This window comes from Nonomuraea sp. H19, assembly GCF_052068215.1.
Lineage (GTDB): Bacteria > Actinomycetota > Actinomycetes > Streptosporangiales > Streptosporangiaceae > Nonomuraea.
Genome location: NZ_JBQHCV010000027.1, coordinates 45,740 through 65,110, shown reverse-complemented (window position 1 = coordinate 65,110; position 19,371 = coordinate 45,740). Strand labels below are relative to the sequence as shown.

The following is a 19,371-nucleotide window of genomic DNA, read 5'->3' as shown; positions in this document are numbered from 1 at the left end:
AATGCCTATATGTCAGGAAATGTGACAGATATAGTCGAGGGCTCTGGGGTAGGGGGAGCCCATGACGACGATGGGAATTGATCCAGCCCAGCTCAGCGACGAGGACGTGGTGCGCGAACTGCGGCAGCTGCACGCCACCCGGAGCGACACCTTCTTCCACGGCTCGGACGACGCGCTGGCCACACACACCTCACGTACCAACGAACTAGAGGCGGAATACCTCCGCCGCCACCCCGAGCGGGAGGTCGACCCCTTCAGGCTCAGGGAAGGCGCGAGGCGGCGGTGATGTCCGAACGCCATGACGTGCAGACGCTGTCGGACGTCGACATCCACGTGTACGAGGCCGTCGCCTCCCAGACCGTCGAGACGGGTGGCGCGAGGTTCGACGGGCTGCTCCGGGCGTCGGGGCTGGGCGAGGAAGTGCTGCGCGCGAGCCTCGCGCATCTGATCGAGCAGGGGTACGTGGTTCCGAAGGGCCACGGCTTCGGCCTCGGGCCGCACACGTTCGAGGTCGAGTACTGAGCCAGGAAGGCCCCCGGGAGTCAGATCCCCCTGAGGTCGCGACCCGGCCCACGAGCAGGTAGTAGCCGTCCTCGTGGTCCGGCCGCAGGTGCGACTGCCAGATGTCGTTGGTGAACACCGTGTTGAAGCCGCTGATGTTCGCCGCCATCCCCGCCATGAACGACGCCAGCAGCCCGGTCACCGCGATCCCCAGCACCCCGTTCGGCAGCAGGTCGCGCATCAGCAGCGGGATCGCGTTGTTGTAGGCCTGCCCCTTGCCCAGGTCGCTGAAGAGCACCAGCGCGATCATCCCCGGCAGCACCGTCACCAGCGGGATGAACAGCTTCGGGTACGCGGCGACGATCGGCGTGAGCCGGGCCGCGTTCGTGTTCCTGGCCGACAGGGCCCGCTGCACCTCGGCGAAGTTCGTGGTCCAGTAGCCGAACGACAGCACGAACCCGAGGCCGAACACGATGCCGATCCAGTGCGCCTGCATCGGGTTGTCGCCCGCGGTCCCCGCCCACGTGCGCAGCCCGCCCTCGCCGAGCGCGCTCTGCCGCACCCGTTCGAACAGGCCGCTGATCCCGCCCACCTTCATCAGCCCGAGCACGGTCAGCGGGATCAGCCCCGCGAGGATCACGAAGAACTGCAGGACCTCGTTATAGATCGCCGAGGACAGCCCGCCGAGCGTGATGTACGACAGCACGATCATCGCCGAGACCACCACCGACACCGGCAGCGGCCAGCCCAGCAGCGCCTCCATGACCAGCGCCAGCGCGTACAGGTTCACGCCCGCGATGAGGATCTGCGCCACCGCGAACGTGATCGCGTTCAGCAGCTGCGTGGCCCCGTTGAAGCGCCTGCGCAGGAACTCGGGCACGCTGCGGACCTTCGAGCGGTAGTAGTACGGCATATCACGATGCCGAGGAACACCATCGCCGGGACCGCGCCGATCCAGTAGTAGTGCACGGTCATCGCGCCGTACTGGGCGCCGTTGGCCGCCATGCCGAGGATCTCGATCGCGCCCAGGTTCGCCGACACGAACGCCAGTCCGGTGATCCACGCGGGCAGCCCGCGACCGGCCAGGAAGAAGTCGAGACTGGAGACGATCCGCCGGCGGGCGGCTAAGCCGATGGCGAGCACGGTGACGAAGTAGATCGCGATGAGTACGTAGTCGAGGACGTTCACGTCGAGCCGCACGCGAGTCCCGCTACCCCGGAAAATCACAACATCACGCGGCATGCCGCGCCTATGGTGGACCGGTGAACCCGGGCCACCATACTGTCAAGGAGTGGACGTCGCCCACCTGAGTCCCGCGCAGGCGCGGGCCCGCTTTCGCGCCGGCGAGCGGGTGCCCACCGCGGGCTGGTGCCGGGGCTGGACGCAGGCCAACCTGATCGCGGTGCCCGCGCGGCTGCGCTACGAGCTGCTGCTGTTCGCCCACCACAATCCGCGGGCGTGCCCGGTGCTCGACGTGGGGGAGCCCGGCGCCCGGTCCACCGCGCTGTTCAGCGGCGACCTGCGTACGGACCTGCCGGGATACCGGCTCTACCGCGACGGCCGGCCGGTCGCCGATCTCGGCGACGTGGTGGAGGAGTGGCGCGCGGACCTCGTGCCGTTCCTCATCGGCTGCAGTTTCACCTTCGAGCGCGCCCTGCTCGCCGCCGGGGTGCCGGTGCGGCACCTGGAGCTGGGGACCAACGTGCCGATGTATGTCACGAACATCGCCTGCGCGGCCTCCGGCAGCCTGTCGGGGCCGCTGGTCGTGTCGATGCGGCCGGTGCCGGAGGCGCTGGTGAAGACCGCCGTCGAGGTGAGCGGGCGGTATCCGCGGGTGCACGGGGAGCCGGTGCACATCGGCCACCCCGCCGCGATCGGGATCCGCGACCTGGCCCGGCCCGACTTCGGCGACCCGGTGGAGGTGCGCGCCGGCGAGGTGCCGCTGTTCTGGGCGTGCGGGGTGACGCCGCAGGCGGCGATCATGGCCAGCGGCGTCGAGTACGCGATCGGCCACCTGCCCGGCCACATGGCCATCCTGGACGTCCGCGATGACAGCTACCGGGTGGGATGAGGCGGTATGCCCGCCGCCGTGAGCTGATCCCCGACGGGCGGCGCGCCCCACCGGTTGTCGATTTCCAGATGCGGTACGACCGGAGGCTCGGCCACCCGGATGTTCTTCAGGTAATCCTCGAACGCCGCCAGCTTGCCCGCGTCCCGCGCGTACCCTCTGGCCAGGAGGCGCTCGCGCAGCGTCGGGCCGTCGGAGCGGACCCACAGCAGGCGCACCGGCGGGCCGCCCAGCTCCGCCACCCACTCCGCCCACCTGGCCGCGTCGTGAACCTGGGTGGTGAACGGGCCGTCGAGCAGCACCGGGCAGCCGTGGCCGCGGATCTGCCTGGCGATCCTGGTCAGGCCTGTGTATTCGTGCCGCTTGATGTGCCGGTCGTACCAAGGGCCCTCACGCTCGCCGTCCGGGCGGCCGCTGCTCATCAGGACCTCCGCCACGAAGTCGCCGTACACGGTGTCCTTGTCGAGCAGGGCCGGCACGGGGGACAGGCGGGCGAGCAGCGCGGCCGCGACCGTGGACTTGCCCGCCCCCGGCGGCCCGCTGATCACCCACACAGAGCCCATGCCATCAAATTATGGTGGGCCGCGTTCAGCGGTCCGCCACAGGTAGCGGAGTTTGCGCCTATGGTGGGCCGCGTTCAGCGGTCCGCCACAGGTAGCGGAGTTTGCACCTACGCAGATCTGCGTACGCGGGCGCCTCGTCTCAGCGGATGACCCCGCGCCCCGTCACCGGCCAGACTCCTTGCTCATGCTGACCGTCTTGACCAGGGCGTTCCGGGTGCCGGAATTACGCAAGAAGCTGCTGTTCACGCTCGCGATCATCGCGCTGTTCCGCCTGGGGCAGGTTCTGCCGTCGCCGGGGGTGGACGTGGTGGCGGTGCGGTCGTGCGTGGGGTCGGCCAAGGGCGGCCTGTTCGACATGGTGCAGTTGCTCAGCGGGGGCGCGATGCTGCAGCTGTCCGTGTTCGCCCTCGGCGTCATGCCGTACATCACCGCCAGCATCATCATGCAGCTGTTCGCCGTGCTGGTGCCCCGCCTCGACGCGCTCAGGAAGGAGGGCAACCGGGGGCAGGCGAAGATCACCCAGTACACGCGATACCTGACCGTCGGTCTCGCGCTGCTGAACGCGGGCACCATCGTCACGCTGGCCCGCACCGGGCAGCTGCTGCCCGGATGCGCCCGGCCGCTGCTGCGGGACGAGGGCCTGCTGTCCGTCATCGTGATCGTGCTGACCATGGTGGCGGGGGCCTGCGTGGTCATGTGGCTGGGCGAGGTGATCACTGAACGCGGGATCGGGAACGGCATGTCCCTGCTGATGTTCACCCAGGTCGTCGCCGTCTTCCCGGGCTACATGTCGAAGATCTTCCTGCTGACCCCGGTCGGTGCCGTCGTGATGACGGTCTCCGGGCTGTTCCTGGTGGCGGCCGTGGTGTTCGTGGAGCAGGCGCAGCGGCGCGTGCCGGTGCAGTACGCCAAGCGCATGGTGGGCCGGCGCATGTACGGGGGCAGCAGCACGTACATCCCGATGAAGGTGAACCAGGCGGGCATCGTCCCGGTCATCTTCACCTCGTCGCTGCTCTACCTGCCGACGCTGGCCGCGCCCCTGCTCGGGGACGAGGCCGGGGCGTGGGTGGCGCTCAACCTGACCTCGGGGACGCATCCGCTCTACATGGCGGTGTACGTCCTGCTGATCGCCGGCTTCGCCTACTTCTACGTGTCGATCACCTTCAATCCCGTGGAGGTGGCCGACAACATGCGGCGGTTCGGTGGCTTCGTCCCGGGGATCCGGCCGGGGCGGCCGACCGCCGAGTATCTGGCGTACGTGCTGTCCCGGCTGACCGCTCCCGGGGCGGTCTACCTGGGGGTGCTGGCGCTGCTGCCGCTGGTGGCGTTCGCGATCCTGAAGGATCCCAGCACTCAGCAGAACTTCCCGTTCGGCGGGACCAGCGTGCTGATCATGGTCGGTGTCGGGCTCGACACCGTGAAACAGATCGAGGCCCAGCTCCAGCAGCGCAACTACGCAGGCTTCCTCAAGTAGGCGGGGTGCAGGCGCCGCCGCCTGTGGCGGACCGCTGAACGCGGTCCGCCACAGGACTCATGCGGGAAGAACGAGCCCGGCCCGCATGGCGAACACCACGAGCTGCGCCCTGTCGCGGGCGCGCAGCTTCACCATGGCCCGGCTGACGTGGGTGCGCACGGTGTCGGGGCTGATCACCAGCTCCTTGGCGATCTCCTCGTTCGACCTGCCGGTGGCCACCCACGCCACCAGCTCCCGCTCCCTGGGCGTGAGCGTCTCGACCCCTTCGACCGGCTCGGAGCCGTGCCGGCCGAACAGGCCGATGACCTTCTTCGTGATCGCCGGCGACAGCAGCGCCTCGCCGCCGGCGACCACGCGCACGGCGTTGACCAGCTCGTCAGGGGCGCTGTCCTTGAGCAGGAAGCCGCTGGCCCCGGCCTGGAGGGCGGCGAAGACGTACTCGTCGACGGCGAACGTGGTCACCACCACGATCCTGGTGCCACGCAGTTCCGGGTCCTCGGCGATCGCCCGCAGCGTGGCCAGGCCGTCCATGCCGGGCATGCGGATGTCGAGCAGGAGGACGCCGGGGCGGGTACGCCGGAGCAGCGCCAGCGCCGCCGCGCCGTCGGCCGCCTCGCCGACGCACTCCATGCCGGGCTCCCGCTCCAGCAACGCCCTGAGCCCCATCCGCACGACCGCCTGATCATCGGCAACGGCCACTCTGATCACGTCCGACGGCACGGGAGCGGCGCCGGTCGCGGGGTCGGCGTGGGAAGGAGAGGGCGTCGTGCCGGTGTCGGACGCGCTGGGGGAGGCCGGTTCGTGGTGGCCGGTCACGTCGCGACCTGCGGGAACCTGGCGATCACCTGGAAGCCGCCGCCCTCGCGGGGTCCGGCGCTGAACCGGCCGCCCGCCTCCACGACCCTGGCGCGCATCCCGGCGATTCCCCGCCCGTCACCCGCCTCGTTCAAGCCCGTAGAGTGGGGGCCGGTCGAGTGGGGGCCGGTCGAGCTGGAACCCGTCGAGCCGGGGCCGCCGGGGCCCGTCGAGCCGGGGCCCGTCGAGCCACGGCCCGGGCCGCGGTCGGCGACCTCCAGCACGAACTCGCCCGCATCGTCGCTCGCCCGCACGAGCGCCCTGGTCGGTCCCGCGTGGCGCAGCACGTTGGTCAGCGACTCGCGCACCACCCGGTAGACGGTGCCCTGGAGGTGGGCGGGCACGGCGAGGGCGGCCGGCTCTACGTCCACCGGCAGCCCCGCGGCCCGCACGCCGTCGATCAGGCTCCCCAGGTCGCCACCGGGCGGATCGATCCCATCGAGCGCCGCCCGCAGCTGCGCGAGCGCCGTCGTGCTCGTCTCCCTGATCGCCCGCAACGAGGCCCGCACCTGGTCCGGATCGTCGTCGAGGGCGACGAGCGCGAGCCCGGCCTGCATGGCGATGGCCGCCAGCCCGTGTCCGGCGGCATCGTGCACCTCGCCGGCGATCCTGGCCCGCTCCACAGCCACCGCATCAACGTTGCCGTCCAGCCCCGCCGGGGTCGGCGCCGCACCGCGCAGCCCGCGCGCATCCAGCCCGCGCGCATCCAGCCCGCGCGCATCCAGCCCGCGCGCATCCAGCCCGCAAGCCGCCGGACCGGCGGGGAACAGGGCGTTCGCGCTCGCAGGGCCGCTGAAGGGCCGATCATCGCAGGTGGGGCGTACCGTCGTGAGCGCTGCGGCCGGTGCCGCCGGAAGGCTCCACGCCGCCGGTCGCCGCTCCCGCTCCACGCTTGGGCGTGCCGGTCCGGCGGGCGGGGCCTCATGAGCGTACGCGGCAGCTCGCGGCGGCTCGGCATCCGCGGCCGCGGCCGCTGCGGCGGCGCGGGCTTGGGCGAGGCCGCTGAACGACCACGGGACCGCTAACCAGCCCGCCCACGCCAGCATCACCACGACCGGTACGTCGCCCCACCGGCGCAGGCGCGACAGCGTGGCGAGCGGCCTGTGCAATCGGCCGCCACGTTCCGTGTGCTCCGTCACCGTCCCCCACCTGGCTCGTCTAGCCCCGATCTTAAGAGCTATCCCGTGAGTCGGGGTAGTTCGACGGCCGGTCCCTGCCCGCCTGCTCCCACCGCCTTGGGGAACGCCGCCGCGCGCCAGCGGGGCCATGCCACTCGGCCGGGCGCGCACCAGCGGGGCCATGCCGACCGGTCGGGCGCGCACCAGCGGGGCCATGCCGACCGGTCGGGCGCGCGCCAGCGGGCCCATGCCGGCCGGGGCCGGATGCCGGACGATCAGGCCACACCAGCGGGGGCGGGCAACGGCCAGGAGTGCGTCAGGCCGGGTTCGCCAAGGCCAGGACCAGGTCCGTGATGCCCTTGATGGCGCGGTCCCGCCCATGTTCCGCCCGCAGGACGCCCGCCGCCTCCGCCCCCAACGCGGCCAGCAGGGCGTGGGACAGGACGTCGGCGTCGCCGCCCGGCCGGGCCTCGGCGAGGAGGATCGCCACGTGCCGGTGCCAGAACCGGTAGGCCCCGATGCGGTAGCGGGCGCCCGGGCTGGCGGTCTCCGACATGCGGACCAGGTCCAGGTGGTCGAAGAGATAGTCCAGGTAGGCGGCGACGAAGGCGGCCAGTCGTGCGGAGGCGGGCGCGCCGGGCCCCAGGGGCGGCGGACCGGACAGGATGCGCTGCTGGAGGTCGCGTTCGCGGGCGTCGAGGAGCGCCACGGCCAGCCCGGATTTGTCGCCGAACCGGCGGAACAGGGTGCCCTTGCCCACCCCGGCCGCCGCGGCGATCGCGTCCATGGAGACCCCCTCGACGCCCTTCTCCGCGAAGAGCCTGGCCGCCGCGCCCAGCACCTTCTCCCTGTTGCGCGCGGCGTCGGCCCGCTCCTTGGGAGGACAGGCGCGCAGCAGTTCGAGAGGCTCCCTTGACGAACCGGACCGTGGTCCGGTAATTTCCACGTCATCCACAAATCGGACTGTAGTCCATTTATCTCGGAGGCACAATGAACACCATCACCCGCGACGAGCTGCAGGCCGCGCTGGGCAGCGTGACGGTGGTCGACACGCTCGGCGGCGACTACTACGCCCAGCAGCACCTGCCGGGCGCGATCGCACTCGTCGAGAGCGAGGTCGCCGAGCGCGCCGCCGTACTGCTGCCCGACAAGGACGCGGCCATCGTCACCTACTGCACCGGCCCGTCCTGCCCCAACAGCAAGGTGGTGGCGAGCCGGCTGACCGCCCTCGGCTACACGAACGTGCGCAGGTACACCGAGGGCATCGAGGACTGGGTCCTGGCCGGCCTGCCGGTCGAATCGAACGCGACAGTCTGACCACCCCCGACGCGCTGATCAGAGTGCTCTGCAGCGCCGCACCGCGAGCAGCGCCAGCGCCCGCGTGACCTCGTGCAGTTCCCGCAGCTCGACCTGCTCCCTGGGGGCGTGCGCGAACCGCACGTCCCCGGGGCCGTAGTGCAGTGTCGGGATCCCGCCCGCGGTGTAGAGCCGCAGGTCGCTCCCGTACGGCGCCGCCGACTCGGCGGGGACCGTGCCCGTGACGTCGGCGACCGCTCCGGCGACCGCGCCGAGCAGTTCGTGCCCCGCGGGCAGCCGGCCGCTGGCGTACTGGCCGCCCGGCCACGTCACCGCGGGCGGGTTGGCGCGCAGCCAGGGATGCGCCACGTCCGCCACCGCCGCCTCGAAGGCGGCCCGCGCCTCCGCCGGGTCCTCATCCAGCCGCACGCCCAGCCGCCCCTCGGCGACCAGCAGGTCGGGCACCGAGCTGGCCCAGTCGCCCGCCCGCACGGTGCCGATCTCGATCGGGTACGGCATCGCGTTGCCGCGGAACAGCTCGGGGACGTCCCCGTTGCGCTCGGCCTCCAGGCGCCTGATCGCCGCGAACACCGGCCAGAACACCTCGATCGCGTTGACGCCCTCGTACCGGGTGGCGCCGTGGGCGGCGCGCCCGGCGACCTCCAGCCGGAACGTCAGTGCCCCGGCATTGGCCGTGATGATCGCGCCGCTGGTGGGCTCGGTGATGACCGCGGCCTCCGCCGTGTGCCCCCTGGCCAGGGTGGCGAACGCGCCGAGCCCGCCGTCCTCCTCACTGGCCACGCAGTGCACGGCCAGCGGCCTGGCCAGCCGCACCCCGGCCTTGTGGATCGCCCTGGCCACGGCCAGGTTGGCGACGAGCCCCGCCTTCATGTCGCAGGCGCCCCTGCCGTGCAGCACGTCGCCGCTGATCGTGGCGGCGAACGGGTCCTTGCCCTGCCATTGCGCCGGGTCGCCGATGGGGACGACGTCGACGTGACCCTGGAGCGCGAGCGCGGGCGGGCCCTCGCCGCCGGTCACGGCCACCAGGCCGTACCCCTCTGTCCTGGGGGCCTCGGTGCCGGGGAAGCCGGGGCGGGAGGCCAGATCGGCGAGGTCGAGCTGCCAGACGTCCACGTCCATGCCGGCCTCGGTGAGCAGGCGGGCGAGCCGGTGCTGCAGCTCGGACTCGGCGTCCGTGCCGGTGATGCTGGGCACTCTGACGGTCTCGGCCAGCAGGTTCACGGTCTCGGCGGGGTCGAGGGCGTCGAGAACCCTTGCCTCCATGTCACGCATGGTGCACACCCTCTCATGCGTGAACTCGAATCAGGACATGTGGCGATACAGGGCGTGCGGACATGGGTGAGCTGGATCGTGGTGGTGCCTTTCGCCTTGTGGGCGGCGGTGCGATTGAGCGGGTTCGAGCCGGACTGGCCGTGGGTGCCGGTGGTGGCGTACACGCCGTACGCGACGGCGGCGGTGGTGGTGAGCGGGCTGCTGGCCGTGCTGCTGAAACGGCGGGCGCCGGGCACCGTGGCGCTCGTGGCGGTGCTGGCGCTGGTGCCGGCCGTGCTGCCGCGGGCCCTCACCGACGGCAATCCGGACGCCAAGGGACCGGTGCTGCGGGTGCTGGCCGCCAACCTGCTGGTGGGCCGGGCCGACACGGCGGAGCTGATGCGGCTGGTCGACCGGCTGCGGCCCGACGTGCTGGCGCTGCAGGAGTTCACGCCGGACGCCATGCGGCGCCTGGACGAGGCAGGAGTGCGTACGGCGCTGCCGCATGCCGTCACCCAGCCCCTGCCGGGGGTCGGCGGGTCCGCGGTGTACGCGCGGCACCCGCTGACGGCCGGGAAGACGATCAAGTTGGGCGGGTTCGGGCAGGCCAGGGCCTGGCTGAGGCATCCCGGCGGAGCGCGGGTCGAGATCGTGTCGGTGCATCCGTGCGCGCCCAAGCGGTACGGGCGGCAGCCATGCTGGCAGGCGGGGCTCGAGGCGCTGCCGCGCGGGGGCGGCGCGCTGCGGGTGCTGGCCGGCGACTTCAACGCCACGCTCGACCACCTGCCGATGCGGGACCTGCTGGCGGCCGGCTACCGGGACGCGGCCGACGTCATGGGGAAGGGGTTCGAGGCGACCTGGCCGCAGGAGGGCTCCTCGGTGAAGGTGCCCGGCGTGACGATCGACCATGTGCTGGCCGACTCGCGGATGGCGGTGCGCGCGTTCGAGGTGCTGTCGCTGCGGCACACCGACCATCGGCCGGTGTTCGCCGAGCTCCGGCTGCCGTGATGGCGTACCGGAGGTTCGCGGGTGCGGCGGCTCGTAAACTTGACCCGTGGAACAGCCCAAGTTCGAGATACAGATGCTGCACGACCGGGTCATGATCAGGCTGGAGCAGGAGGCGGAGGAGCGGCGCAGCGGCTCCGGCATCGTCATCCCCGCGACGGTCAAGATGGCCAACCGGCTGTCCTGGGGCGAGGTGTGCGGCGTCGGCACGAACGTGCGCTCGGTCAAGGTGGGCGACAAGGTGCTGTTCAACCCGGAGGAGCAGTTCGAGGTGGAGGTGCACGCGAAGGTCTACCTGGTGATGCGCGAGCGCGACCTGCACGCGGTGGCCACGCAGGAGACCGACCACGGCACCGGGCTCTACCTATGACCGGATGAAGGACACCCAGAGCTCCGCCGCCCACGTCCTGGCCGGCAGCGCTGCGAGCACCCGCGTCACCTTGCCGCCGAGATCGACCACCGCCAGACGGTAGGCGCCCTGGTGCGCCATGACCGTGATGAGGTGGCTCTCGTCCCACCAGCCGAACACCGCCTCAGGGCGTACGCTCATCCGCCGGGCGATCGTGCCGGTGATGGGATCGGCCAGGCAGAGCTGCCCCTTGGGGCCCGATGGGCACCACGTGGCCAGGCGCCTGCCCGACGGCGAGAACGCGTCCTCGGGGCCGGTCGGCAGGCCGACGCCGGCCAGCGTGCGCATGACCGCGCCGTCGGACGGCCGATAGAGGCGCAGGCCGGTGCCGTGTCTGGCGACGAGGTTGCCGTCGGGGCTCCACCAGAAGCCCGCGCCGGAGCTCAGACCGGAGATGCCGACCGTGCGGGCGGTCTTCGCCGCCACGTCCACGACGGTGAAGCCGCGCGCCCGCCACGTGCCGCCGATCTTCTGCTCCACGGTGAGCGCGACCTTCTTGCCGTCGCGCGACCAGGAGGCGTAGGAGGCGGTCAGCGGCTTCTTGACGGTGCGGATCCTGGTGCTCTTGCCGGTGGTGCGATCGGTGACGACGAGGGTGTCGTAGCCCGACCGGTACGCCGCCGGCACGCCCGCCGCCAGCCGGCCGCCGGGCGCGACCGACACCTCGGTGAGGGTCTTCTCCCAGGCGAAGGTGCCGCCTGCCGCGGATCGGAGGTAGGTGCGCCCGGTGCCGAGGCCGTACGCGGTGAGGCGCACGGGGTCGCCTGCTCTTTCGAGATATTTCACCCCACCGGTGCCGGGCAGCGTCACATCAGCCGTGGCCGGGGCGGAAAGGGTCAGGGACAGCGCGAGGGCGATTGCGGCGATCACGCACCGCACACTAAACAGGAAATCGCCGAATTCCGGCCGGGATAACGACCGGGTCTAGATATAGCGTTGCGCGATGGCGATCAGGTCGATGCCGAGCGTACGCAGGCCGACGTAGACGATCACGGTAGCGGCGATCAATGTCACGACGAGCACGAGGATGCGCACCGTCCAGCCCTGCCGCTTGTACCACTCCGTCCAGGCGTGCAGCACCCGCTTGCCGAACTCCAGCACCTTGTGCGCCCAGTGGAACTCCGTCGACAGCACCGCCAGCCCGGCGAACACCACCAGCCAGCCCGGGCCGGGGAACGGCACCATGATCAGGCCGCCCACCACCATGATGGTGCCGATGACGCCGATCGCGATCTTCAGCGTGAGCGCGCCCGTGCGGGTGGACCTGATGCCGTCGAGCCAGCCGTGGATGCCGGAACGGCGCTCGGGCATGGCGGAGTGATCGGCGGCCTCGCCCTTCATCACGTCGGCGTCGCCGGTGTCGGAGTTCTTAATCGCCACAATTGCCCCCGGCAGTCGGTGTGTCCCCCAGGATACGGCCCGGCCCTGCGTGCTCACTTGCAGACGACTAGCAAATCACCAAACGCGGCAAACGGTAAAATTTGCCGGGCCAACGGCCTTCTTCCGGCAAACATCGGTTAATGTCTGCTATGCCTGAGGTCCTGCTTCGTACCGTCACCGGCCCTGTACTCGCGGATGCCGTCACCGGTGCCGTCCTTCCCCATGAGCACCTGCGCACCGACATGCGCTGGGCGGTCGGCATCGACTCCGACCCGCATCGCTGGCTCGACGAGGAGCCGGCCGTCACGACCGAGCTCCGCGAGCTGCGCCAGTACGACGGCCTCGGCCTGGTGGTGGACCTGACCTGCATGGGCATGGGCCGCGACGGCGCCGCCCTGGCCCGGGTCGCGGCGGGCAGCCGAGTGCCGGTGATCGCGTCGACCGGGCTGTTCGCCGAGCCGTTCGCGACCGCGCGCGACGAGGACGTGGACACGCTCACCGGGCGGCTCATGGAGGAGATCTCCAGCGGCGTGGACGGCACGGGGGTGTTCCCCGGCGTGATCGGCGAGGTCGGTTGCTGGGGCGCCGAGCCGACGCCGTACGAGGAACGCTGCCTGGTGGCCGCCGCCCGCGCCGCCCTGCGCTCCCGCCTGCCCGTCGCCACCCACGGCAGGAACGGCCTGGCCCTGCTGGAGATCCTGCTCGGCCAGAACCTGCCGGGCTCCCGGGTGGCCGTCGGGTACGCCGGGACCGATCCGGCCGCCGCCCTCAAGATCGCCGAAGCGGGGGCGTACGTCAGCCTGGGAGTCCTCGGCCTCGGCCCGGAGCAGGCGGCCAGGATCGCGCTCGGCCTCATCGAGGACGGCCACGCCGAACGCGTGCTGATCAGCACCGGGCTGAGCCGGATCTCGCAGACGCGCAAGTACGGCGGTCTCGGGTACGCCCACCTGTTCCACGCCGTGCTGCCCCGCCTGCGCGAGTCCGGCGTCGGCGAGGACACCATCCGCCTGCTCACGCACGACAACCCCTTGCGGTGGCTGACCGGCGGGCTGGTTTGACCTCAACCGACGTCAAGGTTGCAGACTGTTCGGCATGATCTTCACGCAGGCAGAACTGGACTATCTGGCCGGCCAGCATCTCGGCCGCCTGGCCACGGTGGCGCCGGACGGGCAACCGCAGAACAACCCCGTCGGCTTCTTCGTCGACGCCGAGTCCGGCACGATCACCATCGGCGGGCACGCTCTGGGCAAGTCGAAGAAGTTCAAGAACATCCAGCAGGGCAGCGCGGTCGCGTTCGTCGTGGACGACCTGGCCTCGGTCGATCCCTGGGTGGCGCGGGGCATCGAGATCCGGGGCACGGCCGTGGCCCTGACGGACCACGAGCCGCCCGTGCCGTTCTTCTCGAGGGAGGTCATCAAGATCTCCCCGAGCAAGATCATCTCATGGGGGCTGGACGGGCAGCGCTCGAGCCGGAAGGTGTGAGACCCGTCACGCGGCGGCGGGCCTCGGGGACGATGAGCGGCGTGCCGGTCTGCGGATCGGGGATGATCTCGCAGCGCAGGTCGAACACCTGACGCACCAGGTCAGGGGTGACGATCTCGGCCGGGTCGCCCTCCGCCACGATCTCCCCGGCCCGCATCACGATCAGGTGGGTCGCGTACCTGCAGGCCTGGTTCAGGTCGTGCAGCACCGCCACCATGGTCCGCCCGGCCTCGTGCAGGTCGGCGCAGAGGTCCAGGACCTCGATCTGGTGGGAGATGTCCAGGAACGTCGTCGGTTCATCGAGCAGCAGGATCGGCGTCTCCTGCGCCAGCGCCATGGCCAGCCACACCCGCTGCCGCTGACCGCCGGACAGCTCGTCCACGATCCGGTCGGCCAGTTCCGCCACGTCGGTGGCGCGCATGGCCTCGGCCACCGCCGCCTCGTCGGCCCGCGACCACTGCCGCATGAGCCGCTGGTGCGGGTAGCGGCCCCGGGCCACCAGGTCCGCCACGGTGATCCCGTCCGGCACGATCGAGCTCTGCGGCAGCAGGCCCAGCCGCCGCGCCACCTCCTTCGACGGCAGCGACGTGATGACGCTCCCGTCCAGGTGGACGGCGCCGGTCTTGGGCTTGAGCATCCTGGCCAAAGCCCGCAGCAGGGTGGACTTGCCGCAGGCGTTCGGGCCGATGATCACGGTGAAGGACTCGTCCGGGATCGCCACGGTGAGGTCGCTCACCACGACCCGCTGGTCGTAGGTCAGGGTCAGGCTGGTGCCGGACAGTCGGACATCGGCCATCAGTGGCGATCCTTTCGTAGCAGCAGAGCGAGGTACGTGCCGCCGATCGCGGCGGTCAGCACGCCGACGGGCAGTTGCGTGGGCGCGAGCAGCCGCTGCGCGGCCAGGTCGGCGGTCGTCAGCAGCACGGCACCCATCAGCGCCGACGCGCCCATCGTCACCCCGGGGGAGCGGGTGACCCGCCGGGCGAGCTGGGGCGCGGCGAGCGCGACGAAGACGACGGGCCCGGCTGCGGCGGTGGCCACGCCGGCCAGCAGCACGCCCGCCGCGATGGCCACAGCCCGAACGGCCTCGACCCTGATGCCCATGGCCTTGGCCGCGTCGTCGCCCATCTCGATCATCCGCATCGGCCGCGCCACGAACGCGCACACGGGCACCAGCACGGCCAGCGCCAGCGCGACCGGGATCGCGTGATCCCAGCCGCGCCCGCCGAGGCTGCCGGTGAGCCAGGCGCCCGCCGTGGCCGCGTCGTTGATGTTGGCCCTGGTCAGCAGGTACGAGTTCATCGCCAGCAGCAGCGCGTTCGCGCCGATGCCGACCAGGACCAGCCGGTAACCTTGCACGCCGCCGCGGAAGGCCAGCCCGTAGACCAGAGCGGCGGTGACCACGCACCCGGCCAGCGCGCCCCCGGCGATCGTCATGGCCGAGCCGCCCGCGATCACGGCCATGATGCCGCCGGTCGAGGCGCCGGCCGTGAAGCCGATGAAGTCGGGGCTGCCCAGGGGGTTCCTGGTCAGGCTCTGGAAGATCGCGCCGCTTGTCCCGAACGCCGCGCCGACCAGCAGCCCCGTCACCACCCTTGGGGCCCGGAGCTTGCTCACGATCAGCTCGGCCACCGGCGTGCCGTCGCCGAAGAGCGCGGCCACGATGTCGGGCACGGGCACGGTGAACTCGCCTGTGGACAGGGCCGCCACGGACACCGCGCAGGCGATCAGGAGGAGGACGGAGCCGGCGAGCAGGGCGCGCGGCGCCAGCTGTACGGACCAAGGGCCGACACGAACGGTCACAGCGCCGCCACCCGCTTCCGCCGGGCCAGCATGATGAAGATCGGCGCGCCGATGACCGCCCACACGATGCCCACCTGCACCTCTCCAGGGCGGGCGATGAGCCGGCCCACCACGTCGGCCCCCAGCAGCAGCACCGGCGCGGCCACCGCCGAGTACGGCAGCACCCACCGCTGATCGGGCCCCACCAGCGCGCGCACCGCGTGCGGCACGATCAGCCCCACGAACCACAGCGGCCCGGCCGCGGCGGTGGCGGCGCCGCACAGCAACGTGACGGCCACCCCGGTGAGGATCCTGGTGCGGTTGACGGCGACGCCCAGGGCCTTGCCCGCGTCGTCGCCGAGCGCCAGCATGTTGAGCGGCCTGGCCAGCAGCAGCCCCAGCACCAGGCCCACGATCATGAACGGGGCCAGCCGGGTCAGCGTGTCCGCCGTCTGCCCGGCCAGCGAGCCCGTCAGCCAGAAACGCATCCGGTCGAAGGTCTGGGTGTCCATACGCAGGATGGCCGAGGCCACCGCCGTGGCGACCATGCCGAGCGCGACGCCGGCCAGCGTGAGGCGTACCGGGCTGGAGCCCGAGCGGCCCGATGAGGCCAGCGCGTACACGACGACGGAGGCCAGCGCGGCCCCGCCGAACGCGAACCACACGTAGACCGCTGGGTCCGAGAGCCCGAACACGCCCAGCGCCAGCGTGACGCCCAGCGCCGCCCCCTCGTTGATGCCCAGCAGCCCGGGGTCGGCCAGCGGGTTGCGGGTCAAGCTCTGCATGAGCGCCCCCGCCAGCCCCAAAGTGGCGCCCACTCCCAGGCCGAGCAGCGTCCTCGGCACGCGCAACTCCCGGATGACCGTGTGGTCGTTGGAGCCGTCCGGGGCCAGGAAGGCGTCGATCACCGTGGAGAACGGCACGGACCGCGCGCCCAGCGCCACGCTCGCCATCGCCATCAGCGCGAGCACCACCAGCGCGACGACCAGTCCGGCCACCAGCACCGCGGGACGCGCCCACCGCGGCCTCTCCCCGGAATCGGCCGCTACGGCGTCCGGTCCGGCGATGGCCGTGTCCTCGGCCGTGTCCTCAGCCGGGCGCACCCAACCCCCTCTCGTCGTCGTCAAAATTAGGCAAGGCTAATCTAATGGGCTGTTAACAAGGTAAGCCTAACCTTAGGAGATGGACATGTCGGGACCGGTACTGCCGCGCAGGGGATTCCTGTCGGCCACGGCAGGGCTCGCGGCCGCCCTGACACTGGCGGCCTGCGGCGACGGCACCGGGGCGACCTCCGCCACGCCCGCCCCGTCCTCAGCCCCCGCGGCCCAGAGCTGGTCGTTCACCGACGACCGCGGCAAGAAGATCGACCTGCCCAAGCGGCCCTCCAGGATCGTCGCCCAGGTCGGCGCGGCCGCCGCCCTGTGGGACTTCGGCGTGCGGCCCGTCGGCGTGTTCGGCCCGCACAAGCTCAAGGACGGCAGCAAGGACCCGCAGGCCGGCAACGTCGACATCACCAAGGTCCAGGGCCTGGGGAACGTGTGGGACGAGTTCAACGTCGAGCAGTACATCGCGCTCCAGCCCGACCTCCTGGTCAGCAGCATGTACATCAAGGGCACCCTCTGGTACGTCCCCGAGAAGTCCAAGGACACCATCGAGCAGGTCGCCCCGACCGCCGGCATCATGCTGCCCGGCCGCAGCGCCACCGAGGTGATCGGCAAGTTCGAGGAACTGGCCACGTCCCTCGGCGCGGAGATGCCGGGCGTGGCCGAGGCCAAGGCCCGCATGGAGGCCGCCACCAAGGAGCTCGCCCAGTTCAAGGACCTCAAGATCCTCATGATGTCCGGCGGCCCCGACGCGATGTGGGTGGTCAACCCGCCCGAGTATCCCGACATCGTGCACCTCACCCAGGCGGGACTGGACGTCGTCACGCCGTCCAAGGTCGACGAGGGCGGCTTCTTCCAGACGCTGAGCTGGGAGAACGCCGACACCTACGACGCCGACGTGATCCTCTACGACACCCGCACGCAGTCGCTCAAGCCCGAGGAGATGATGAAGAAGCCCACCTTCGCCAAGCTCCCCGCGGTCGCGGCGGGCCAGCTCTACCCGTGGCGAGCGGAGGTCCCCTTCAGCTACCAGGGCTACGCGACCTTCATCGAGGAGCTGGTGACCAACCTGAAGAAGGCTCGCTCGTTGAGTTAGCGATCTTTGGCGATCGCTATGGAACTCTTCGATGGGAAGTGCCGGGAAAACGGGTAATTTTGTACCGAGCGCTTGCTCAGCTATGGCGGGGAGGGGTCGTGCGGCCGTTCAGGTTCGGGGCTGTGGTGCGGGAGGCGGAGTCCGGCAAGGCGTGGGCCGAGAAGGCCAGGCGGCTCGAAGGGGCCGGGTTCGACGTGCTGCTGGTGCCCGATCATCTGGTCGGGCCCAGGTTTGCGCCCATCGCGGCGCTCACGGCGGCCGCCTGCGCCACCGAGAGGCTGCGGGTGGGCACGCTGGTGTTCGCCAACGACTTCCGGCACCCGGCGGTGCTGGCCAAGGAGGCGGCCACGCTCGACCTGCTGTCCGACGGGCGGCTGGAGGTCGGGATCGGGACCGGGTGGATGGCCCGCGACTACGCGGGGGCCGGGATGACGCTGGAGGCTCCGGGGGTGCGAGTGGGGCGGCTGCGGGAGGCGATCGCCGTGCTCAAGGGGCTCTGGGGGGACGGGCCGTTCGGCTTCGAGGGTGAGCACTACCGGATCGACGGGCTCGACCAGCGGCCCAAACCCGTGCAGCGGCCCCATCCGCCCTTGGTGCTCGGCGGGGGCGGGCCGCGCGTGCTGCGGCTGGCGGCCGAGCAGGCCGACGTCGTGAACATCGGGATGCGGGTGAAGGGCGACGGCAGCGGGCCGGACGGGCGGGACGGCGGGCTGGAGGCGTTCCTGGGCAAGCTCCGGCATGTCCGTACGGCCGCCGCGGGCCGCTCACTGGAACTGGGCACGAGTGTGGTGCAGGTGGGCGAGCGGAAGGCGGAGGAGGCCTGGAGCGCGGCCGACAGCTCGTCGCTGGACGAGACGCCCCAGGTGCTGCTCGGTACGCGAGGCGACATCGTCGACAAGCTCCGCTATTGGCGAGATCAGCACGATATTTCGTACTTTGTCGTGCACAATGAGCGCGACCTCCCCGCTTTCGCTCCGGTCGTCGAGGAGCTGGCTACGGCACGAGGATGACCTTGCCCATGGTGTTCCTGCTCTCCAGCGCCTCATGCGCCGCCGGGGCCGCGGCCAGAGGGAACGGCTGGACGGCCGGCGTGAGCGAGCCGTTCGCGAGCGCGTCCAGGGCCCGGGCGCACAGGTCGCCCATGCCCCCGTCGCGGCCGAGCAGGTAGCCGATCCCGTCGTACACGCTCACGCCCCGCGCCGAGGCCTCCTCCTCACCGGGGAAGAACCACTCCCCGGCCGCCGACCCGAACACCACGTGCCGCCCGCCCCGCCCGAGCAGCTCGTACGCCGTCCGCCCAAGATCCGCGCCGACCCCGTCGAAGACCACGCTCACCTCGCCGACCGCCTCCCGTACGATCTTGTCCCAGCCGGGCCGGCGGTAGTCCACGGCGAGGTCCGCCCCGAGTTCCTCGGCCCGCCGCACCTTCGCGGGCCCGCCGGCCGCGCCGACGACCCGGGCGCCGGCGCTGCGCGCGTACTGCACGAGCAGCGTCCCGATGCCGCCGGCCGCGGCGGTGACCAGCACCACGTCGGACGCGCTCAGCGGCGCGAGCTCCAGCAGCCCGAACGTGGTGGCGCCGGTCGTGCTCATGGCCACCGCGGCGCCGTAGTCCACGTGGCCGGGTAGCGCGATCAGGGTGGCGGCGCCGGCCACGGCGAGGGAGGCGTACCCGCCCGAGGTCACGTCGGAGGTCACCACCCGGCGTCCCACGAGATCGGCGGGCACCCCCTCGCCCACCGACTCGACCACGCCCGCGACCTCCCCTCCCAGGATGACGGGCAGCGGCGGCGCGGGGTGCGGCCCGACGGCCTGTCCCCGGCGCAGCAGGGTCTCGATGAAGTGCACCCCGGCGGCGTGCACGGCCACGCGCGCCTCTCCCGGCCCGGGCACCGGATCGGGGACGGTCTCGAGGCGGAGGTTCGCAGCGGGTCCATAGGCGTGCAGTCTGATCGCTTCCATGGCCC

23 protein-coding genes are annotated in these 19,371 nt (G+C 71.6%); 10 read left to right on the top strand and 13 right to left on the bottom strand.

The window, feature by feature from the left end; translation table 11 throughout:
• The first annotated feature begins 61 nt into the window (after nt 1-61).
• Nucleotides 62-286 (top strand): DUF6158 family protein, encoded by a 225-nt coding sequence (locus tag ACTMTI_RS43750; RefSeq protein ID WP_441126725.1) that lies wholly within the window; start codon nt 62-64, stop codon nt 284-286.
• Here ACTMTI_RS43750 and ACTMTI_RS43745 read toward each other — a convergent pair.
• Together ACTMTI_RS43745 and ACTMTI_RS43740 are read right to left on the bottom strand one after the other, a co-directional pair.
• A complete protein-coding gene (locus ACTMTI_RS43745) occupies nt 206-1,414 on the bottom strand; it encodes a sodium:solute symporter family transporter (protein WP_441126724.1) in 1,209 nt (402 codons plus the stop codon). The two genes, ACTMTI_RS43750 and ACTMTI_RS43745, sit on opposite strands and share 81 nt — an antisense overlap.
• Nucleotides 1,333-1,701, bottom strand: a complete 369-nt coding sequence (locus ACTMTI_RS43740; RefSeq protein WP_441126723.1) for a sodium:solute symporter family transporter — start codon at nt 1,699-1,701, stop codon at nt 1,333-1,335. The genes ACTMTI_RS43745 and ACTMTI_RS43740 overlap by 82 nt, the downstream gene beginning before the upstream one ends.
• Before the next feature lie 40 nt (nt 1,702-1,741).
• Here ACTMTI_RS43740 and ACTMTI_RS43735 point away from each other — a divergent pair, with 40 nt between their 5' ends.
• Complete coding sequence (locus ACTMTI_RS43735) at nt 1,742-2,572, top strand: putative hydro-lyase (protein ID WP_441126722.1); 831 nt, start codon at nt 1,742-1,744, stop codon at nt 2,570-2,572.
• Here ACTMTI_RS43735 and ACTMTI_RS43730 read toward each other — a convergent pair.
• Nucleotides 2,557-3,132 carry an AAA family ATPase gene (locus ACTMTI_RS43730; RefSeq protein ID WP_441126721.1) on the bottom strand — a complete coding sequence of 192 codons (576 nt, stop codon included), beginning with the start codon at nt 3,130-3,132 and terminating at the stop codon, nt 2,557-2,559. The genes ACTMTI_RS43735 and ACTMTI_RS43730 overlap by 16 nt on opposite strands.
• Nucleotides 3,133-3,316: 184 nt before the next feature.
• Here ACTMTI_RS43730 and secY point away from each other — a divergent pair, with 184 nt between their 5' ends.
• On the top strand, nt 3,317-4,606 hold the full coding sequence (secY, locus tag ACTMTI_RS43725; protein WP_441126720.1) for a preprotein translocase subunit SecY: 1,290 nt from the start codon (nt 3,317-3,319) through the stop codon (nt 4,604-4,606).
• Nucleotides 4,607-4,663: 57 nt separating this feature from the next.
• Here secY and ACTMTI_RS43720 read toward each other — a convergent pair whose 3' ends face one another.
• From ACTMTI_RS43720 to ACTMTI_RS43710, 3 genes are all read right to left on the bottom strand, one after another.
• Nucleotides 4,664-5,272, bottom strand: coding sequence for a response regulator (locus ACTMTI_RS43720; RefSeq protein WP_441126833.1), 609 nt, complete (start codon nt 5,270-5,272; stop codon nt 4,664-4,666).
• A 146-nt stretch (nt 5,273-5,418) separates the two neighbouring features.
• Entirely contained in the window at nt 5,419-6,600 is a 1,182-nt protein-coding gene (locus ACTMTI_RS43715) for a sensor histidine kinase (protein ID WP_441126719.1), read from the bottom strand.
• 295 nt (nt 6,601-6,895) lie between these two features.
• Nucleotides 6,896-7,534 (bottom strand): TetR/AcrR family transcriptional regulator, encoded by a 639-nt coding sequence (locus ACTMTI_RS43710; protein WP_441126718.1) that lies wholly within the window; start codon nt 7,532-7,534, stop codon nt 6,896-6,898.
• 35 nt (nt 7,535-7,569) lie between these two features.
• On the opposite strand from ACTMTI_RS43710, the gene ACTMTI_RS43705 reads away from it, so the two are divergent.
• Nucleotides 7,570-7,896: a rhodanese-like domain-containing protein gene (locus ACTMTI_RS43705; protein ID WP_441126717.1), complete on the top strand. Its 327-nt coding sequence runs from the start codon at nt 7,570-7,572 to the stop codon at nt 7,894-7,896.
• An 18-nt stretch (nt 7,897-7,914) separates the two neighbouring features.
• Here ACTMTI_RS43705 and ACTMTI_RS43700 read toward each other — a convergent pair whose 3' ends face one another.
• Nucleotides 7,915-9,159 (bottom strand): ArgE/DapE family deacylase, encoded by a 1,245-nt coding sequence (locus tag ACTMTI_RS43700; RefSeq protein ID WP_441126716.1) that lies wholly within the window; start codon nt 9,157-9,159, stop codon nt 7,915-7,917.
• A 24-nt stretch (nt 9,160-9,183) separates the two neighbouring features.
• Between ACTMTI_RS43700 and ACTMTI_RS43695 the strand changes: the two genes are divergently transcribed.
• Nucleotides 9,184-10,155, top strand: a complete 972-nt coding sequence (locus ACTMTI_RS43695) for an endonuclease/exonuclease/phosphatase family protein (protein ID WP_441126715.1) — start codon at nt 9,184-9,186, stop codon at nt 10,153-10,155.
• Nucleotides 10,156-10,201: 46 nt separating this feature from the next.
• Nucleotides 10,202-10,522, top strand: a complete 321-nt coding sequence (locus tag ACTMTI_RS43690; protein ID WP_441126714.1) for a GroES family chaperonin — start codon at nt 10,202-10,204, stop codon at nt 10,520-10,522.
• On the opposite strand, the gene ACTMTI_RS43685 is transcribed toward ACTMTI_RS43690, so the two are convergent.
• Together ACTMTI_RS43685 and ACTMTI_RS43680 are read right to left on the bottom strand one after the other, a co-directional pair.
• On the bottom strand, nt 10,517-11,431 hold the full coding sequence (locus ACTMTI_RS43685) for a TolB family protein (RefSeq protein ID WP_441126713.1): 915 nt from the start codon (nt 11,429-11,431) through the stop codon (nt 10,517-10,519). The two genes, ACTMTI_RS43690 and ACTMTI_RS43685, sit on opposite strands and share 6 nt — an antisense overlap.
• Nucleotides 11,432-11,485: 54 nt before the next feature.
• Nucleotides 11,486-11,941, bottom strand: a complete 456-nt coding sequence (locus ACTMTI_RS43680) for a TIGR02611 family protein (RefSeq protein WP_441126712.1) — start codon at nt 11,939-11,941, stop codon at nt 11,486-11,488.
• Between the two features lie 140 nt (nt 11,942-12,081).
• Between ACTMTI_RS43680 and ACTMTI_RS43675 the strand changes: the two genes are divergently transcribed.
• Nucleotides 12,082-12,999, top strand: a complete 918-nt coding sequence (locus ACTMTI_RS43675; RefSeq protein ID WP_441126711.1) for an aryldialkylphosphatase — start codon at nt 12,082-12,084, stop codon at nt 12,997-12,999.
• Between the two features lie 34 nt (nt 13,000-13,033).
• Nucleotides 13,034-13,423: a PPOX class F420-dependent oxidoreductase gene (locus tag ACTMTI_RS43670; RefSeq protein WP_441126710.1), complete on the top strand. Its 390-nt coding sequence runs from the start codon at nt 13,034-13,036 to the stop codon at nt 13,421-13,423.
• Here the strand turns inward: ACTMTI_RS43670 and ACTMTI_RS43665 are convergent.
• The 3 genes from ACTMTI_RS43665 to ACTMTI_RS43655 are packed head-to-tail and all read right to left on the bottom strand — an operon-like array spanning nt 13,377 to nt 16,308.
• A complete protein-coding gene (locus ACTMTI_RS43665; RefSeq protein WP_441126709.1) occupies nt 13,377-14,219 on the bottom strand; it encodes an ABC transporter ATP-binding protein in 843 nt (280 codons plus the stop codon). The genes ACTMTI_RS43670 and ACTMTI_RS43665 overlap by 47 nt on opposite strands.
• Nucleotides 14,219-15,226 (bottom strand): FecCD family ABC transporter permease, encoded by a 1,008-nt coding sequence (locus tag ACTMTI_RS43660; protein WP_441126708.1) that lies wholly within the window; start codon nt 15,224-15,226, stop codon nt 14,219-14,221. Before ACTMTI_RS43660 ends, ACTMTI_RS43665 begins: the two co-directional genes overlap by 1 nt.
• On the bottom strand, nt 15,223-16,308 hold the full coding sequence (locus tag ACTMTI_RS43655; RefSeq protein ID WP_441126707.1) for a FecCD family ABC transporter permease: 1,086 nt from the start codon (nt 16,306-16,308) through the stop codon (nt 15,223-15,225). Before ACTMTI_RS43655 ends, ACTMTI_RS43660 begins: the two co-directional genes overlap by 4 nt.
• Before the next feature lie 85 nt (nt 16,309-16,393).
• Between ACTMTI_RS43655 and ACTMTI_RS43650 the strand changes: the two genes are divergently transcribed.
• Both ACTMTI_RS43650 and ACTMTI_RS43645 read left to right on the top strand, forming a co-directional pair.
• Nucleotides 16,394-17,404 (top strand): ABC transporter substrate-binding protein, encoded by a 1,011-nt coding sequence (locus tag ACTMTI_RS43650; protein WP_441126706.1) that lies wholly within the window; start codon nt 16,394-16,396, stop codon nt 17,402-17,404.
• A gap of 98 nt (nt 17,405-17,502) precedes the next feature.
• Complete coding sequence (locus ACTMTI_RS43645; protein WP_441126705.1) at nt 17,503-18,414, top strand: TIGR03621 family F420-dependent LLM class oxidoreductase; 912 nt, start codon at nt 17,503-17,505, stop codon at nt 18,412-18,414.
• Here ACTMTI_RS43645 and ACTMTI_RS43640 read toward each other — a convergent pair.
• Nucleotides 18,398-19,366: a zinc-binding dehydrogenase gene (locus ACTMTI_RS43640; protein ID WP_441126704.1), complete on the bottom strand. Its 969-nt coding sequence runs from the start codon at nt 19,364-19,366 to the stop codon at nt 18,398-18,400. The two genes, ACTMTI_RS43645 and ACTMTI_RS43640, sit on opposite strands and share 17 nt — an antisense overlap.
• Nucleotides 19,367-19,371 lie beyond the last annotated feature (5 nt).